Consider the following 14534-nt stretch of genomic DNA (forward strand, 5'->3'; position numbering starts at 1 on the left):
CGACATGGCCACGACCACCGCACGCAAGGAGGCCGTCCACGACAGCCGGTTCGACCACGACACCGCCATCAGGCTTGCGGCCGAGGAGTACTCCCGGTTCGCCCGCGTCCTCGACGATCTGGACGACGACGACTGGCGGGCACCCACCAGCTGTCCGGGCTGGACGGTCCGAGACATGGTGGGGCACACGCTCGGGATGGCCGAGCTCGCCGCGTCGCTGCCCGAGATGGCGCGCCAGATGCTTCTCGCCACCCGCGCAGCGAAGCGCTCCGGGCGCCCACAGATCGACGAGCTCACCGACCTCCAGGTGCGCAAGCACCAGCAGCTGAGCGTGCCGGATCTCGTTGCAGCCGTTCACCGGATCGGGTCCGAGGCAGCCGCGGGGCGTCGCCGTCGCCCGGCGTTCCTGCGGTCGAGGACGATCGTCGACCAGGGTCCTGACGGCGCGAGCCCGGAGTCCTGGACCGTCGGTTTCTTGACCGACACGATCCTGACCCGCGACCCCTGGATGCACCGCAGTGACATCGCCCAGGCGCTGGAACGTCCGATGGAGCTCACCCCCGACCACGACGGCATACTCGTCGCCGACGTCGTCACCGAGTGGGCTGTGCGGCACGGGCAGCCCTTCGACCTCACCCTGACCGGGCCGGTTGGCGGCCGGTGGTCGTCCGGGACCACCGGCGAGTCGATCACGATGGATGCCGAGCTGTTCTGCCGGACGTTGTCCGGGCGAACCCCCGGCACCGGGCTGATGGCGACCTTCGTGCCGTTCTGAGCCGCGTAGCCAAGCCTTGTCCCGCCAGTCCCTCGCGAGGAGTCTGGGTGCATGAAGCCGATCGAGTTCGAGATCACGCGCGAGGTCCGTGCCCCGATCGAGGAGGTCTTCGCCCGACTCGTCGACATCGAGGGCCACAACGACTGGATGGCCCATCGCGGCAGCATGCTCAAACGCACCCGGCAGACCTCGCCGGGAGAAGCCGGAGTCGGCACGACCTATGTCGACCAGACGCGGCAGGGTGCGATGCCGGGCGAGATCGCGGTGCTGGAGCGCCCCTACGAGATCGTCTACCACTGGTGGCAGAAGTCCCGAGCGGGGAAGGTCAAGTTCGAGGGTTGGCCGAGCTACAACCTGGAGTCCAGCACCGACGGTGGGACGGTGGTCCGCCACCACGCCAAGATGTTGGCGTATGGCGTGTGGGGGCTGGGCGCACCGATGTTTCGTCGCATGGCGCTCAAGGAACGCACCACGACCCTCGAGGCCCTCAAGGCGTCCTTCGAGCAGGAATCACGCTGATCGAGTGAGTGACTGAGACCTAGCGCGCCGATGTGCCGGGCCCAGCCTTGCGTTGGCCAGTCGTGAGGACGCGGCCGAGCAGGGCCCCGCCCAGCGTTCCCAGGGCAAGGAGGGGAAGTCCGAGGTAGATCGCGCTGTCGCTCCACTCGTACCAGTCGCCCGAGATGACTGCTGGCAGGAGCACCAGAAGAGCTGCCGCGACCACCCCCAGGGCGAAGCCGCCGACAAGGCACTTGACCAGCGCTCCACTGCCTCGCTCCGCCTGAGCTCCGCCGTCCATGCCGTCTCCTTCGCCACCGGTTGGGCCCGAGTGCCATCATCCAACCTTCTCGATCTGGTAGCCCACTGCGGCCATGGACTCGCCGGCGGGCACGATGACGACGACGGAGTTGTGAGCGGGCTGATCAAGCTGCACTTCCACGGCGTCGGTCATCGTCGCCGCGGTGCAAGCATCCAGCTGCCGGATGTTCGAACGACCGCCGAGCGAGAGGTGTGCGACCAGTACGCCTTCGCCGGCGCACCGGACCACAAGTCGATACTTCCCCGGCGTCCAAGTTCCGGCGTCCTCGTCGCGGATGATCATTGTCTGGACGCCATGCTGACGCTGGACGACCGTCGGCCGCGCCGGCACACTCACGACCGCGCCAGGATCCTTCACCTGATTGACGTCTGCCAGCAGGGCATCCATCCGAGCGACGAAGTTGGCGGACCCACCGGCCTGCGCGGAGGACGCAGACGCGGGTGAAGCCCGGGAGATGTCGCCATCGGCGTCGGTACAGCCGGCAAGCACGACGGTCACGAAGGTCACGACGAGCCCAAGCGCGAGCCTTTCCGTAAAGGTCCGAAAGCCGACCCGCCGCAGCGAAGGGATCACGCTGCGGTCTCCCAGTAGTAGTACCCCCACACGTTGGCACTGGGCATCTTGGTGACCGTGCCCGTATAGCTGGACGTCACTGCACACGCAGAGTTCACGTAATACTTCTTCACGCCCATTCGGTAACCCCAGTTGCCGAACTGAACGTGTCCGTACCTGGTGTTCGACGAGATCTTGCGCGAGTACCCAATAGTCTCGGATCGGGAACTCGACGCCGATGCGTCGATGCCGAAGGTGGCCTCCGCTTCGGCCACGATCGCCGAGTACGAAACCGAAACCCCCATCGAGACACTGATGGTTGCCGTCTGCGTACTCTCCCGGCTAGCCGAGACGGTGCCCCCCGGCCCATGCTTCCAGTGCACTCCTGTGGGGATGCGCCAGTTGTCCGTCCTGGAGTATGTCTTGTAGTTCCAGCCGTACTCCGCGCAGCGCTGGGTGCCGCCGCCGTCAGAGGCTGATGCCGATGTGGCGCCCACCAACAGCACCAAGCCAGCCGCCGCAACGCCAGCGCCGATTCGCTTGAGGTTCGCATAGCGCATGTGATGACCCCTCCCGCCCCTGAGGCCATCTGCGCCCTATGTGCAGTCCCGTCGACCAAGTGGCAGAAGCATCTTTCGCTCTATTGAAATTGCCCGTCAATGACTAATTTTCTAGTCATCTAGCGTCACGTCGAGTCACGCCGAGTCACCGGCAGTCACGCGGCAGTGCCCAGCCCCTGAGACAGGCCTGGGCATTGCCGAGCGCATAGTGTCCACCCGAGCTGGGAGCGGTCACCTCGAGTGCGGGCTACTAACCGAGCCCCAGGTTGAACCGGTCTGGTCACAGAACTCGCTGGCTAGGCAGCCTTCGGCCAGGTCGCTGCCATCCGCAGGATGAGGACGAGCAGGCCGACCTCCAGGACGACGCCCAGACCGTAGTAGAACGGCCACGTCCCGCCCGCCAGGTTGAACGCGGCATACGGGATCTGCACCGAGGCCACAACGAGGTTCGTGAGGCGAGATGCCCGCGCAGGCAACGTGGTCGACAGCACGATCATGAAGGTCGGGATCGCCATGAGGGCGATGATGGTCGTCAACAGGGTCTGGGTGGCATCGAACTCCCACACCTTGCCGTCGAGGATGGTGTCGACGACGCCGGGCTTGAAGAAGGCGATGATGTCGACGTACGCGTACAGGAACATGACGCTCGTCCAGGCTGCCGCGAGCTTGACCCTCACCGGGAGGCGCGGGTCGTCCAGGGTGCGGGCGGCGGAATCGCCCGCGGCCGTCGTGCGGGCGGAATCGCCCGCGGCAGTCATGCGGGCGGCGGCGGTGCGGGCGGTGCTGGTGCTGGTGTGACTCATCGTGGGCTCCAAGGGATTGAAAGGGATCGTGGGCTCCACGGTCGCCGAGTCCAGAGGCACGCACATCAGCCCGCAGGCCACAGCCCACCCGGCCTGAAGAACGGTTCTCCAGTCGTTCTTTCGGCCAGTAGGCCCAGAGGAAGCCGATCCCTAGGCTGGAGCCGTGGTCGCTGTCCTGAGCTCGGTCTGGGAGGAGCCCAGGCCGCCCGACGCTCCGCCCATCGGTCGACTCGACCAGCTGCTGGCCGGCGGATTCGCTGTCGCAGCACTGGTGGAGGGCATCGTCCGGCCGGGCTTGGACTGGCGACCCCTGGTCACGGTGCTCGCCCTCGTGCTGGTGCCCGCGCTGTCGTGGCGTCGACAGCGTCCCCTGACAGCCGCCGCGCTCGGGTGGGGTGTCGCCGGGATACTCTCGGCACTCCAGCTCACGGCGAACACCGGTGACCTCGGCCTCTACTCCATGGCTGCCGTCCTGGTCCTCCTCTACTCGTTGGCGCGATGGGGGTCGGGCCGGGAGGTGGTCGCGGGCCTCGCGTTCGTGACGGTGGTCGTGGCGCTCGGGATGTATGCGGCATCCGCGGGCTGGGCCGAGCTGTTCGGCGGGGTCGTCCTCCTGCTGCTGGTCGTCGCCCTCGCGGCGGCGTTCCGCTACCGCGCTGACGTCTCGCGTCGCCGCCAGCGCGAGATCCGCAATGACGAGCGACTGTCGCTCGCCCGCGACCTGCACGACACCGTCGCCCACCACGTCTCCGCGATCGCCGTGCAGGCACAGGCCGGTGGAGTGGTCGCCGCCGCGCAGCCCGAGAGGGCCGCCGAGGTCCTCGCCGCGATCGAGATCGAGGCGTCGCGGACCCTGGCGGAGATGAGGTCGATGGTGCGGGTGCTGCGTGAGGAGGATGCCGTCGACTTCGCACCACAGCCGGGCGTGGCCGACCTTCCCGCGCTGGCGCGAGCCCACCCCTCTCCCACCGTGGAGGTGGTCGTGGACGGTTCACAGCACCCGTTGCCCGGACCCGTGGACGCCGCGATCTACCGGATTGCCCAGGAGTCGCTGACCAACGCCGTGCGCCACGCCCGGAGCGCGACCAGTGTCGCCATCGACGTATGCCGTGAGGCTGGCTCCGTGCGGCTGCGTGTCAGTGACGACGGACGGACCGAGCCGGGGCCTGGACCGGCGCGCGGGTTCGGCTTGCGGGGCATGGCCGAACGGGCCGAGCTCCTGGGTGGGTCCTTCTCCGCCGGACCGGGGCCCGACGGTGGCTGGGTGGTCGAGGCCGTCCTGCCCGTGGAAGCCTTGTCATGACCATTCGGGTCGTGGTGGCCGACGACCAGGACCTCGTGCGGACCGGGCTGGTGATGATCCTCGGCGCCCAACCCGACCTGGAGGTCGTCGGCGAGGCTGCCGACGGGCTCGAGGCGCTCGCCCTGGCAACCCGGCTGCGTCCCGACGTCCTCCTCGTCGACATCCGCATGCCGGGCCTCGACGGGGTCGAGGTGACCCGACGGCTGGCCGGGCCGGACGTGCCGGACCCGATGGCGGTCGTCGTCATCACCACCTTCGACCTCGACGAGTACGTCCTGGGTGCGCTGCGAGCTGGCGCGCGCGGCTTCCTGCTGAAGGACGCCGGGCCGGCTCTTCTCGTCCAGGCCATCCACGCAGCGGCCGAGGGAGACGCACTGATCGCCCCCAACGTCACCCGCCGGCTGCTCGCGACCTTCGCCGACCAGACACCGACCACGCCGGTCCAGCCCGTCGTCCCGCTGACCGAGCGCGAGGAGGAGGTTCTCGCGCTCGTCGCCCGGGGCAGGACCAACGCCGAGATCGCCACCGAGCTCTTCGTGGGCCTCAGCACGGTCAAGAGCCACGTCGCGTCCCTGATGGCCAAGCTCGGTGCCCGCAACCGCGTCGAGATCGCGATGTGGGCCTACGACACCAAGCGGGTCCGAGCTGGCTAGCCCCTACGCCTGGACGAGGGTGACGGGCATCGAGGAGTCGGCGGGGAGTCCGAGTTCGGAGGGAGTGCGTCCCTTCAGCACCATCTGGGCGCCGAGCGAGGCGACCATCGCACCGTTGTCGGTGCAGAGCCCGGGCCGCGGGACGCGCAGGGTGATGCCGGCGTCGTCGCAACGTTCCTGGGCCATCGCGCGGAGTCGGCTGTTCGCGGCGACGCCACCACCGATCTGCAGGTTGCTGACGCCGTGCTCCTTGCAGGCCAGGATCGCCTTGCGGGTCAACACATCCGTGACCGCCTCCTGGAACGACGCAGCCACGTCCGCGACCGGCACCGGCTCGCCCGACGCCTCGCGCGCCTGCACCCAGCGCGCCACCGCGGTCTTCAGACCGGAGAACGAGAAGTCGAACCGGTGGCGCTCCATGTCGCGCCCGGTGGTCAGCCCGCGCGGGAAGTCGATCGCCACCCGGTCCCCCTCACGCGCCATGCGGTCGATGTGCGGCCCCCCGGGGAACGGCAGCCCCAGCACTCGCGCCACCTTGTCGAACGCCTCCCCCGCCGCGTCGTCGATCGTCGACCCCAGCGACTGGATGTCGTGCGTGACGTCGGGCACCAGCAGCAGCGACGAGTGCCCACCCGACACCAGCATCGCCAGCGTCGGCTCCGGCAGCGGCCCGTGCTCGACGATGTCGACGGCGACGTGCGACGCCAGGTGGTTCACGCCATACAGCGGCTTGCCGAGGGCAACCGCCAGCGACTTCGCGGCGGCGACACCGACCATCAACGCGCCGGCCAAGCCCGGCCCGGACGTCACCGCGATCGCGTCGAGGTCGGAGAGCTTGACGCCGGCCTCGCGGGTCGCCCGCTCGATCGTCGGCACCATCGCCTCGAGGTGCGCACGGCTGGCCACCTCGGGCACAACGCCGCCAAAACGGGCGTGCTCGTCGACGCTGCTCGCGATCGCGTCGACCAGCAGCGTCTCGCCGCGCACGATCCCGACACCGGTCTCGTCGCACGACGTCTCGAGACCGAGCACGAGCGGCTGGTCCGCACTCATCGTCCCACCTCCTGGAGCTTCAACCGCATGATGATCGCGTCCACGTCACCTGGCTGGTAGTAGCGCTTGCGCACCGAGATCGTCTCGAAGCCCGTGCTGTCATAGAGCTTCCGCGCCGGACCGTTGTCCGCCCGCACCTCGAGCATGAGGTATGCCGCGTGGTCGGCGACCGCGCGCGCCACGAGCTCGTCGAGCAGCCGGCGACCCAGACCGTGGCCCTGCGCGTGCGGCGCGACGGCCATCGTCATGATGTCGGCGACCTCGCCGCCCAGGTCCACTCCCCCATAACCAGCGAGCTCGCCATCGGAAGACTCCACGACCACGTAGGAACGGCGCGGACGGGCCGCCAGCTCGGCCCAGACCGAGGCGGCTGTCCAAGCGTCGTCGGGGAACAGGGAGGTCTCCAGTGCGACGACTGCGTCGACGTCGGTCCACCGCAGGTCGCGCAGGGTCATCGTTGCGCTCATGACTTGGCCCGCTCGGCAGTCGTGAGGGCGTCGGGGCGACGCAGGTAGAGCGGCTCGACCGGCAGGGTCTCCCCTTGCGAGAGCCGTTGCACCGCAATGTGACCGAGCAAGCCGGCGGAGACGCCGACGACGCCCACCGGACGCGGGAAGAGGTTGGGATAGATCGTCGGCCCCTGGCCGGCCGTCGGGAGGGATCGCACGCCCTCGGGCAGGTCCGCAGGCCGGATCACGGCTGGTTCGGTGAGGCGCAGGGCCTGGTCCTCCTGGGGACGCGAGGGGTCGACGCGGTAGCGGGCCCAGTAGACCTCCTTGCGTCGCGCGTCGGTTGCCACGACGAACTCGCCTGACCCGACCTGTTCCACGGCCTGCTGCGCCAGCGCGTCGAGGCTGCACACGCCGTGGACGGGGATGCCGAGGGCGTGACCGAAGACGAGCCCGGTGACGATCCCGACCCGCAGCCCGGTGAACGGCCCCGGGCCGTTGCCGACCACCACGTCGGTGACGTCGGCCGGGGTCAGGCCCAGCCGAGAGAGCTGGGAGTGGATCAGTGGAGCGACCGTCTCGGTGTGTCCTCGCGGGTCGTCGGACCCGCCCAGCGCCCAGTCAGGCCCGGTCGAGACGGCGACCGAGACGAGGGTGGAGGTGTCGATGGACAGCACCACACGACTCATACCGGCACCTCCAGGGAAGTCAGGTCGACGCCGTCCCAGCGGCCGCCGTGGGACTGGACACGGGCCTGGCGCGTCGACTCCCCGGTGAGGGTCACCTCGAGCCGGTCGTCGGCGAGGTCCTCCGCGAGGCCGTGACCCCATTCGACGACGGTCACGGACTCCTCCAACGAGGTGTCGAGGTCGAGGTCGTCGAGCTCGGCGAACCCGCCCAGCCGGTAGGCGTCGACGTGCACGAGCGCTGGCCCGCCGGTCACCGACGGGTGCACCCGGGCGATGACGAACGTCGGCGAGGTGATCGGGCCGCGCACCCCGACCCCCTCCGCCAGACCCTGGGTGAGCGTGGTCTTGCCAGCCCCCAACCCACCGGTGAGCACCACCAGGTCGCCTGCGGACAACAGCCTGCCCAACCGAGCGCCCCAGGCGCGGGTGTCCTCGGGAGTGACGAGCGGGGGCGAAGCGACGTCAGGCACGGCCTTCTCCACGACGGGCCCTGGCGACCTTGCGACGCTTGGCGAGGTCGGTCACGGTGCGACGGACCCGCGGCTTGCGCGCGACCTTCACGCCCTCGGCGGCAGCTCGCATGCCCCGGTCGATCAGCGCCTCGAACTGCTCGTTCAGCACCTCAGGGTGCTCGAGCATGATGATGTGCCCGGCTTCCTCGATCACCACGTGCTCGGCGCCCGGCACCAGCCGGACGATCTCCTCGCTGTGGTCGGGCGGCGTGAGCACGTCGTGGACTCCGTTGAGCACCAGCACCTCGACGCCGTGGAAGTGCACCAGCGCGTGCCGCTTGTCGTGCCGGTCGAAGGTCGGCAGGAAGTCGGCCATCACGTCGAGCGGGGTCCCGAAGATCATGTCGCCGGTGAGCCGTACGGCTGCAGGCGGGACCGGTGACGCGAAGCTCCAGCGCTCGACGAGGAACTCCTCGATGTCGCGGCCGGCCCGCAGTGCGGTGCGCACCAGACCCGGACGGGCGGACAGCCGGTCGAGCACGCCGGGCCCGAACCGGCCCACCAGCTTGCCGAAGTACTGTCCGAAGCCGAGCGAGACGAGCTGTGCCCCGCCGGCGCTGGTCGCCACGAACGCCGTCGCCACCACCCGGTCGCGCACCAGCTCAGGGTGCTCGCCGGCGAGCGCCATCATCGTCATGCCACCCATCGAGTGACCGATGAGGACGAGCTGCCCGGACGGCGTGGTCTCCTCGATCACGCGGGACAGGTCGCGGCCGAGCTGGTCGATGTCGCACGACGCCTCACTGCCCCGGCCAGACCGTCCGTGCCCGCGCTGGTCCCACGTCACGACGCGGTAGCCGTTGCGCACCAGTGCCTTCCGCTGCAGCACCCAGCTCTCCAGGCTGAGGCAGAACCCGTGCGAGAACACGACCGTCGGCTTGTCCGCGGGCTCACCGGGGCCCGCAGCCGCAGACGGCTCGGGTTCATCGATCTCGACGTGCAGCGGCACTCCGTCGTCCGCGACGACGACGAGCTCCCTGTCGGGCGTGTGGGCGTAGGCGCCCGCGGGTGCCAGCACCGACAGCCGCGCGTGCCGTTCCTTGCTCACCCGTCCGGCGGCGATGCCTGCGGCGGTCGCGGCCCCTGCAGCCGCCAGACCGACGCCGAGCCCGATCAGCCCGCGGTTGGCTGGACTCACGCCGCGCCCTCCCCACCGACATGGACCCGCGGCACCCGCGCCCCCACCCGCGTCACGATCTCGTAGTTGATCGTGTCGATCGCCGCTGCCCAGTCCTGCGCGGTCGGTTCGCCCTGCGCACCGACGCCGAACAGCACGACCTCGTCGCCGGCCAGCGCGGGCGAGTCAGCGCCGAGGTCGAGCACGAACTGGTCCATGCAGACCCGGCCCGCGACGACATACCGACGATCGCCCACCTGCACCGGGCCGACACTGGTGGCGTGCCGCGGCACTCCGTCGCTGTAACCCATCGGCACGAGCCCGAGCTTGGTCGGCTCGGCCGTGGTGTAGACGTGACCGTACGAAACACCTTGTCCGGCAGGCGAATCCTTGACGCTCGACAGTCGCGACACGAGTCGCATCGCCTCGCGCAGCCCGAAGTCCTCGGGTGCGCCGAGGTCGGGCACGGGCGACAGGCCGTAGACGGAGACGCCCGGACGGACCAGGTCGTAGTGCGCCGACGGGTTGGTCAGCGTGGCTGCGGAGTTGGCGAGGTGCCGCACCTGCGGCTCGACCCCCGCCCTGGCCGCCTGCTCGATGATGCCCTCGAACCGTTCCTGCTGCGCGCGCACGGTCGGGTGCTGCGGGGCATCCGCGTAGGCGAAGTGGCTGAACAGACCGACCACCTCGACCGAGCCCTCAGCCTGCGCGCCAGCCAGGGTGGAAAGCAGGGCAGCGAGGTCGTCGTCCCAGGCGCCGTTGCGCCCCAGACCGGTGTCGACCTTGAGGTGCACGCGGGCGGTGCGTCCGGTCGCCGTCGCAGCAGCCATCACCTGGTCGAGCGCCCACGTCGTCGAGACACCCAGGTCGATGCCGAGCTCGAGCGCCTCGGTGAAGTCCTGCCCCGGGACGTGCAGCCATGACAGCAGCGGAGCAACGACCCCGGCACGGCGCAGCTCCACCGCCTCGGGCAGCTGAGCGACCCCCAGCCAGGTGGCACCGCCACGCAGGGCGGCGCGGGCACTGGGGACCAGCCCGTGGCCGTAGGCGTCGGCCTTCACGACCGCCATCACCTCGGCGTCGCCGGCCCGCGACTTGAGCGCGGAGACGTTGCTGCTGATGGCAGAGAGGTCGACCTGGGCGCACGCGGGCAGCCCCGGCGGGACCGGGGCTGGGGGGGTGCTGGACGTGGTGGCACTCATCGTCGTCCAGTCTTTCACGGACGCCCAGTTCAGCGAGCGAGCAGGTGGGCGACCCGACCGTCGCTCACTCGCCTTTTGCATGAGATAGCGACGCCGGACCCGTCGCTAACTCGCCTTTTGCATGAGATAGCGACGCCGGACCTGTCGCTAACTCGCCTTTTGCATGAGCTAGCGACGCCGGACCCGTCGCTAACTCGCCTTTTGCATGAGACAGCGACGCCGGACCTGTCGCTAACTCGCCTTTTGCATGAGATAGCGACGGGTTAGCGGGTCAGCGGGTGAGCAGGTGCGCCACGGCTCCCGGTATGGCGTGCGCCACCGCGAGCGCGCGCACCGGACCACCCGGGTTGGCCAGGTCGGCGGCCACTCCGTGCACCAGGGCGCCGAGGCTGCCGGCGTCGAGCGGGCTGAGGCCCCCGGCGAGCAACGCACCACAGACGCCCGCGAGCACGTCGCCGGCGCCGGCGGTCGCCAGCCACGGTGGGGCGTCGTTCTGCGAGCGCACCGGTAGTCCTGCCGTGGTGGGCGGCACGACCAGGGTGGTGGCGCCCTTGAGAAGAACCGTCGCGCCGGTGCGGTCAGCGACCTGCCGCGCGTGCCCGAGCGGGTCGGCCTGCACGGTCTCGCGATCCGTCTCCTCGCCGGACAGCCGGCTCAGCAGCCGGGCCAGCTCACCCGCGTGCGGGGTCAGCAGGGTCGGGCCGGGGCGTGGACCGTCGACGAGGTCGAGCCCGCCCGCGTCGACCAGCACCGGCAGGTCGGAGGCGAGCGCGCTGCGTGCGACGTCGAGCTGGGCCTTCGAGCCGGCCGCCCGCGAGTGGGTGTCGAGGCCGGGACCGACGACCCAGGCCTGCACCCGCCCTTCCCCGTGCACCGCCTCGGGCACTTCGGCCCTCACCAGAGCCGTCGGGGTCGGGGTGCCGACGTAGCGGAGCATGCCCAGCCCGGCCCCGACCGCGGCCGTGCAACAGAGCAGGGGCGCGCCGGTGTAGTCCTCTCCCCCGGCCACGACCCCCAGCACGCCGCGGGAGTACTTGTCGTCACCCGCACCCGGCACCGGCCAGAGCCTGGCCACGTCGGCGAAGTCGAGCCGCTCCACGTCAGCGGGCTCGTCGTCACCGTCCCGACCGATGCCGAGGCCGATGTCGACGAGGGTCAGGCGCCCGACTGCGGCCTCGCTGGCCGGGAGCAGGTGCACCGGCTTGGCCACCCCGAAGGTCACCGTCTCGTCGGCGAACACCCCGGTGTCGGACACCTGTCGGCCGGCGGGGTCCTGACCGGATGGCAGGTCCACCGCCACCACGTAGGCGCTGTCGGGGATCGCGTCGACCCACTGCGCGGCCAGGTCGGGCAGACCCGGTCGGCCGCCGATCCCCAGCACCCCGTCGACCACGAGCTCGGCGGAGGCAAGAGCCCCAGCCCAGTCATCGTCAGGTCCGAGCACCCGCACTCCGGAGGCGCCCCACGACGCCGCATCCCCGATCGCGAGCATCCAATCACCCTGCAGCGCGACGCAGTCGAAACCTTCGGCGGCGAGGTGCACCGCGGCATACAAGGCATCCGCGCCGTTGTTGCCCGCTCCGGCGAGGACGACGACGCGACTCCCCCCTGACGAGGCGAGGCGGGCACGGCACACCTCGGCCAGCCCGTCGGCGGCGCGGGCCATCAGCTCGCCCTCAGGGAGGTCGGCCATCACCGCCTCCTCGGCGGCGCGGACGCGCGCTGCGGACCAGGCCCGGAGCATCGTCAGCCCTCGGCGATGACGACGGCCGAGGCGATGCCGGCGTCGTGCGAGAGCGAGATGTGCATGGCGTGCACCCCCAGGGCCTCGGCGCGCGCCTCGACGGTGCCGGTGACCTGCAGGTGCGGACGGCCGTCCTCGCCGCGGCGCACGGTGGCGTCCTGCCAGTGCAGCCCGACGGGCGCGCCGAGGGCCTTGGCCAGGGCCTCCTTGGCGGCGAACCGCGCGGCCAGCGAGTTCAGCGGCAGCCCGCGCTCCTCGTCGGTGAACAGCCGGTCACGCAGGCCGGGGGTGCGCTCGAGCGTCTGCCCGAAGCGCTCGACGTCGACCACGTCGATGCCGACCCCGATGATCACCGGCGGTCGCTCACTCGACCGTGACGCTCTTCGCGAGGTTCCGAGGCTGGTCGACGTCGAGGCCCTTGGCGGTGGACAGGTGCAGCGCGAAGACCTGGAGCGGCACCACGGTGAGCAGCGGCGCGAGCAACGGCGACGTCGCGGGCACGCGGATCACCTCGTCGGCGAACGGCAGCACGTCCTCGTCGCCGTCCTCGGCGACCACGATGGTGCGGGCGCCGCGCGCGCGGATCTCCTGGATGTTGGAGACCACCTTCTTGTGCAGCTCGTGCGGGGTGCCCGGACCGGGGACGACGATGAAGACCGGCTGGCCGGCGTCGATCAGCGCGATCGGGCCGTGCTTGAGCTCGCCGGCCGCGAAGCCCTCGGCGTGGATGTAGGCGAGCTCCTTGAGCTTGAGCGCGCCCTCCATGGCGACCGGGTAACCGACGTTTCGGCCGAGGAAGAGCACCGAGCGGGTGTCGGCCATGAACCGGGCGATCTCCTTGACCCGGTCCATCCGGCCGAGCAGCTCCTCGAGCTTGGCCGGGACCTCGTGCAGCTCCTTCATCACCGACTGCGCGTCGTCGGCGAAGGTGCCACCGCGCAGCTGGGCGAGGTAGAGGCCGAGGATGTAGCAGGCCGTGATCTGGGCGAGGAACGCCTTGGTCGAGGCGACCGCGATCTCGGGGCCGGCGTGCGTGTAGAGCACGGCGTCGGACTCGCGCGGGATGGTCGAGCCGTGGGTGTTGCAGATGCTGAGGGTCAGCGCACCCAGCTCGTGGGCGTGCTTGACCGCCATCAGCGTGTCCATCGTCTCGCCGGACTGGCTGATCGAGACGACCAGCGTCCGGTCGGTGGCGATCGGGTCGCTGTAGCGGAACTCGTGGGCGAGCGAGACCTCGACCGGGATGCGGGTCCAGTGCTCGATCGCGTACTTGGCGACCATGCCGGCATAGGCCGCTGTGCCGCACGCCACGATGATGATGCGGTCGACGTCGCGCAGCTGGTCCTCGGTGATCGACATGTCGTCGAGCACCAACCGGCCGTCGACGTCGGTCCGGCCGAGCAGCGTGTCACCCACGGCGTGCGGCTGCTCGTTGATCTCCTTCTCCATGAAGGTCGCGTAGCCGCCCTTCTCGGCCGCTGCTGCGTCCCAGGTGACCTCGTAGTGCTTGCCCTCGGCCGGGCTGCCGTCGAAGTTGATGACGGAGTAGGAGTCCGGCGTGATCGTGACGATCTGGTCCTGGCCGAGCTCGAGTGCGTTCCGGGTGTGACCGATGAAGGCCGCCACGTCCGAGCCGAGGAAGTTCTCGCCCTCGCCGAGCCCCACGACGAGCGGGCTGTTGCGGCGGGCCCCGACGACGACACCGGGGCTGTCGGCGTGCACGGCCAGCAACGTGAACGCACCCTCGAGCCGGTTGACGACGTTCTGCATCGCCTGGGTGAGGTCACCGGTCTGCGCGTACTCACGGGCCACCAGGTGGGCGGCCACCTCGGTGTCGGTCTCGCTGGTGAACGCCGTGCCCTCGGCGAGGAGCGCGTTCTTCAGCTGGTGGAAGTTCTCGATGATGCCGTTGTGGATCAGCGCGAGCTTGCCGTCCTCGCCGGCGCGGTGCGGGTGGGCGTTCTGGTCGGTGGGGCCGCCGTGGGTCGCCCAGCGGGTGTGGCCGATGCCGGTGGTCGCGCCGGGCAGGTCGTCCTCGTCGAGCGCGCCCTGGAGGTTGACCAGCTTGCCGGCACGCTTCTCGCTCGCGACGCCGTCCTCGGTGACGAGGGCCACCCCGGCGGAGTCGTAGCCCCGGTACTCCAGGCGGGCCAGGCCCTCCATGACGACGTCCAGCGCTTTGCCGTCGGCGTTGGGGCCGACGTATCCGACGATTCCACACATGGTGGCCAGCCTAATGGCCCATCGCCCTCGGGACGGCATCCACGGGCGCTGCCCGCAGCGCGCCCGGCCACCCCCACGC

General features: G+C 70.3%; 17 protein-coding genes. 4 read left to right on the plus strand and 13 right to left on the minus strand.

Translation table 11 applies throughout. The features are described from left to right. Positions 1–4 precede the first annotated feature (4 nt). The gene (locus BLQ34_RS10785; protein WP_091785145.1) at positions 5–775 is read left to right on the plus strand and encodes a maleylpyruvate isomerase family mycothiol-dependent enzyme; all 771 of its coding nucleotides are present in this window, start codon (positions 5–7) and stop codon (positions 773–775) included. 51 nt (positions 776–826) lie between these two features. Further along, positions 827–1294 carry an SRPBCC family protein gene (locus tag BLQ34_RS10790; RefSeq protein WP_091785148.1) on the plus strand — a complete coding sequence of 156 codons (468 nt, stop codon included), beginning with the start codon at positions 827–829 and terminating at the stop codon, positions 1292–1294. A 19-nt stretch (positions 1295–1313) separates the two neighbouring features. Here BLQ34_RS10790 and BLQ34_RS10795 read toward each other — a convergent pair whose 3' ends face one another. The 4 genes from BLQ34_RS10795 to BLQ34_RS10810 form a co-directional block, all read right to left on the minus strand. Then, positions 1314–1574: a hypothetical protein gene (locus BLQ34_RS10795; RefSeq protein ID WP_091785150.1), complete on the minus strand. Its 261-nt coding sequence runs from the start codon at positions 1572–1574 to the stop codon at positions 1314–1316. 36 nt (positions 1575–1610) lie between these two features. Beyond that, complete coding sequence (locus tag BLQ34_RS10800) at positions 1611–2168, minus strand: hypothetical protein (RefSeq protein WP_091785153.1); 558 nt, start codon at positions 2166–2168, stop codon at positions 1611–1613. Then, a complete protein-coding gene (locus BLQ34_RS18795; protein WP_157692997.1) occupies positions 2165–2707 on the minus strand; it encodes a hypothetical protein in 543 nt (180 codons plus the stop codon). Before BLQ34_RS18795 ends, BLQ34_RS10800 begins: the two co-directional genes overlap by 4 nt. Positions 2708–3003: 296 nt before the next feature. After that, positions 3004–3510, minus strand: a complete 507-nt coding sequence (locus BLQ34_RS10810; protein ID WP_231961041.1) for a DUF6326 family protein — start codon at positions 3508–3510, stop codon at positions 3004–3006. Between the two features lie 163 nt (positions 3511–3673). Here BLQ34_RS10810 and BLQ34_RS10815 point away from each other — a divergent pair, with 163 nt between their 5' ends. Both BLQ34_RS10815 and BLQ34_RS10820 read left to right on the plus strand, forming a co-directional pair. Beyond that, positions 3674–4813, plus strand: coding sequence for a sensor histidine kinase (locus tag BLQ34_RS10815; protein WP_091785159.1), 1140 nt, complete (start codon positions 3674–3676; stop codon positions 4811–4813). Beyond that, positions 4810–5466: a response regulator gene (locus BLQ34_RS10820; RefSeq protein ID WP_091785162.1), complete on the plus strand. Its 657-nt coding sequence runs from the start codon at positions 4810–4812 to the stop codon at positions 5464–5466. The genes BLQ34_RS10815 and BLQ34_RS10820 overlap by 4 nt, the downstream gene beginning before the upstream one ends. A 3-nt stretch (positions 5467–5469) precedes the next feature. Here the strand turns inward: BLQ34_RS10820 and tsaD are convergent, their stop codons facing one another. From tsaD to glmS, 9 genes are all read right to left on the minus strand, one after another. Further along, positions 5470–6519, minus strand: coding sequence for a tRNA (adenosine(37)-N6)-threonylcarbamoyltransferase complex transferase subunit TsaD (gene tsaD, locus BLQ34_RS10825; protein WP_091785165.1), 1050 nt, complete (start codon positions 6517–6519; stop codon positions 5470–5472). After that, positions 6516–6986: a ribosomal protein S18-alanine N-acetyltransferase gene (gene rimI / locus BLQ34_RS10830; protein WP_091785168.1), complete on the minus strand. Its 471-nt coding sequence runs from the start codon at positions 6984–6986 to the stop codon at positions 6516–6518. The genes tsaD and rimI overlap by 4 nt, the downstream gene beginning before the upstream one ends. Then, the gene (tsaB, locus tag BLQ34_RS10835; protein ID WP_091785170.1) at positions 6983–7657 is read right to left on the minus strand and encodes a tRNA (adenosine(37)-N6)-threonylcarbamoyltransferase complex dimerization subunit type 1 TsaB; all 675 of its coding nucleotides are present in this window, start codon (positions 7655–7657) and stop codon (positions 6983–6985) included. Before tsaB ends, rimI begins: the two co-directional genes overlap by 4 nt. After that, a complete protein-coding gene (gene tsaE, locus BLQ34_RS10840; protein ID WP_091789832.1) occupies positions 7654–8127 on the minus strand; it encodes a tRNA (adenosine(37)-N6)-threonylcarbamoyltransferase complex ATPase subunit type 1 TsaE in 474 nt (157 codons plus the stop codon). Before tsaE ends, tsaB begins: the two co-directional genes overlap by 4 nt. Further along, on the minus strand, positions 8120–9307 hold the full coding sequence (locus BLQ34_RS10845) for an alpha/beta fold hydrolase (protein WP_157692998.1): 1188 nt from the start codon (positions 9305–9307) through the stop codon (positions 8120–8122). Before BLQ34_RS10845 ends, tsaE begins: the two co-directional genes overlap by 8 nt. Continuing rightward, on the minus strand, positions 9304–10488 hold the full coding sequence (gene alr, locus BLQ34_RS10850; protein WP_091785176.1) for an alanine racemase: 1185 nt from the start codon (positions 10486–10488) through the stop codon (positions 9304–9306). Before alr ends, BLQ34_RS10845 begins: the two co-directional genes overlap by 4 nt. 271 nt (positions 10489–10759) lie before the next feature. Then, positions 10760–12181: a bifunctional ADP-dependent NAD(P)H-hydrate dehydratase/NAD(P)H-hydrate epimerase gene (locus tag BLQ34_RS10855; protein WP_331712498.1), complete on the minus strand. Its 1422-nt coding sequence runs from the start codon at positions 12179–12181 to the stop codon at positions 10760–10762. 53 nt (positions 12182–12234) lie between these two features. Beyond that, on the minus strand, positions 12235–12585 hold the full coding sequence (locus tag BLQ34_RS10860) for a holo-ACP synthase (protein WP_091785182.1): 351 nt from the start codon (positions 12583–12585) through the stop codon (positions 12235–12237). A 10-nt stretch (positions 12586–12595) separates the two neighbouring features. Then, positions 12596–14455 (minus strand): glutamine--fructose-6-phosphate transaminase (isomerizing), encoded by a 1860-nt coding sequence (glmS, locus tag BLQ34_RS10865; protein ID WP_091785185.1) that lies wholly within the window; start codon positions 14453–14455, stop codon positions 12596–12598. Positions 14456–14534 lie beyond the last annotated feature (79 nt).

Source organism: Pedococcus dokdonensis (assembly GCF_900104525.1).
Taxonomy (GTDB): domain Bacteria; phylum Actinomycetota; class Actinomycetes; order Actinomycetales; family Dermatophilaceae; genus Pedococcus; species Pedococcus dokdonensis.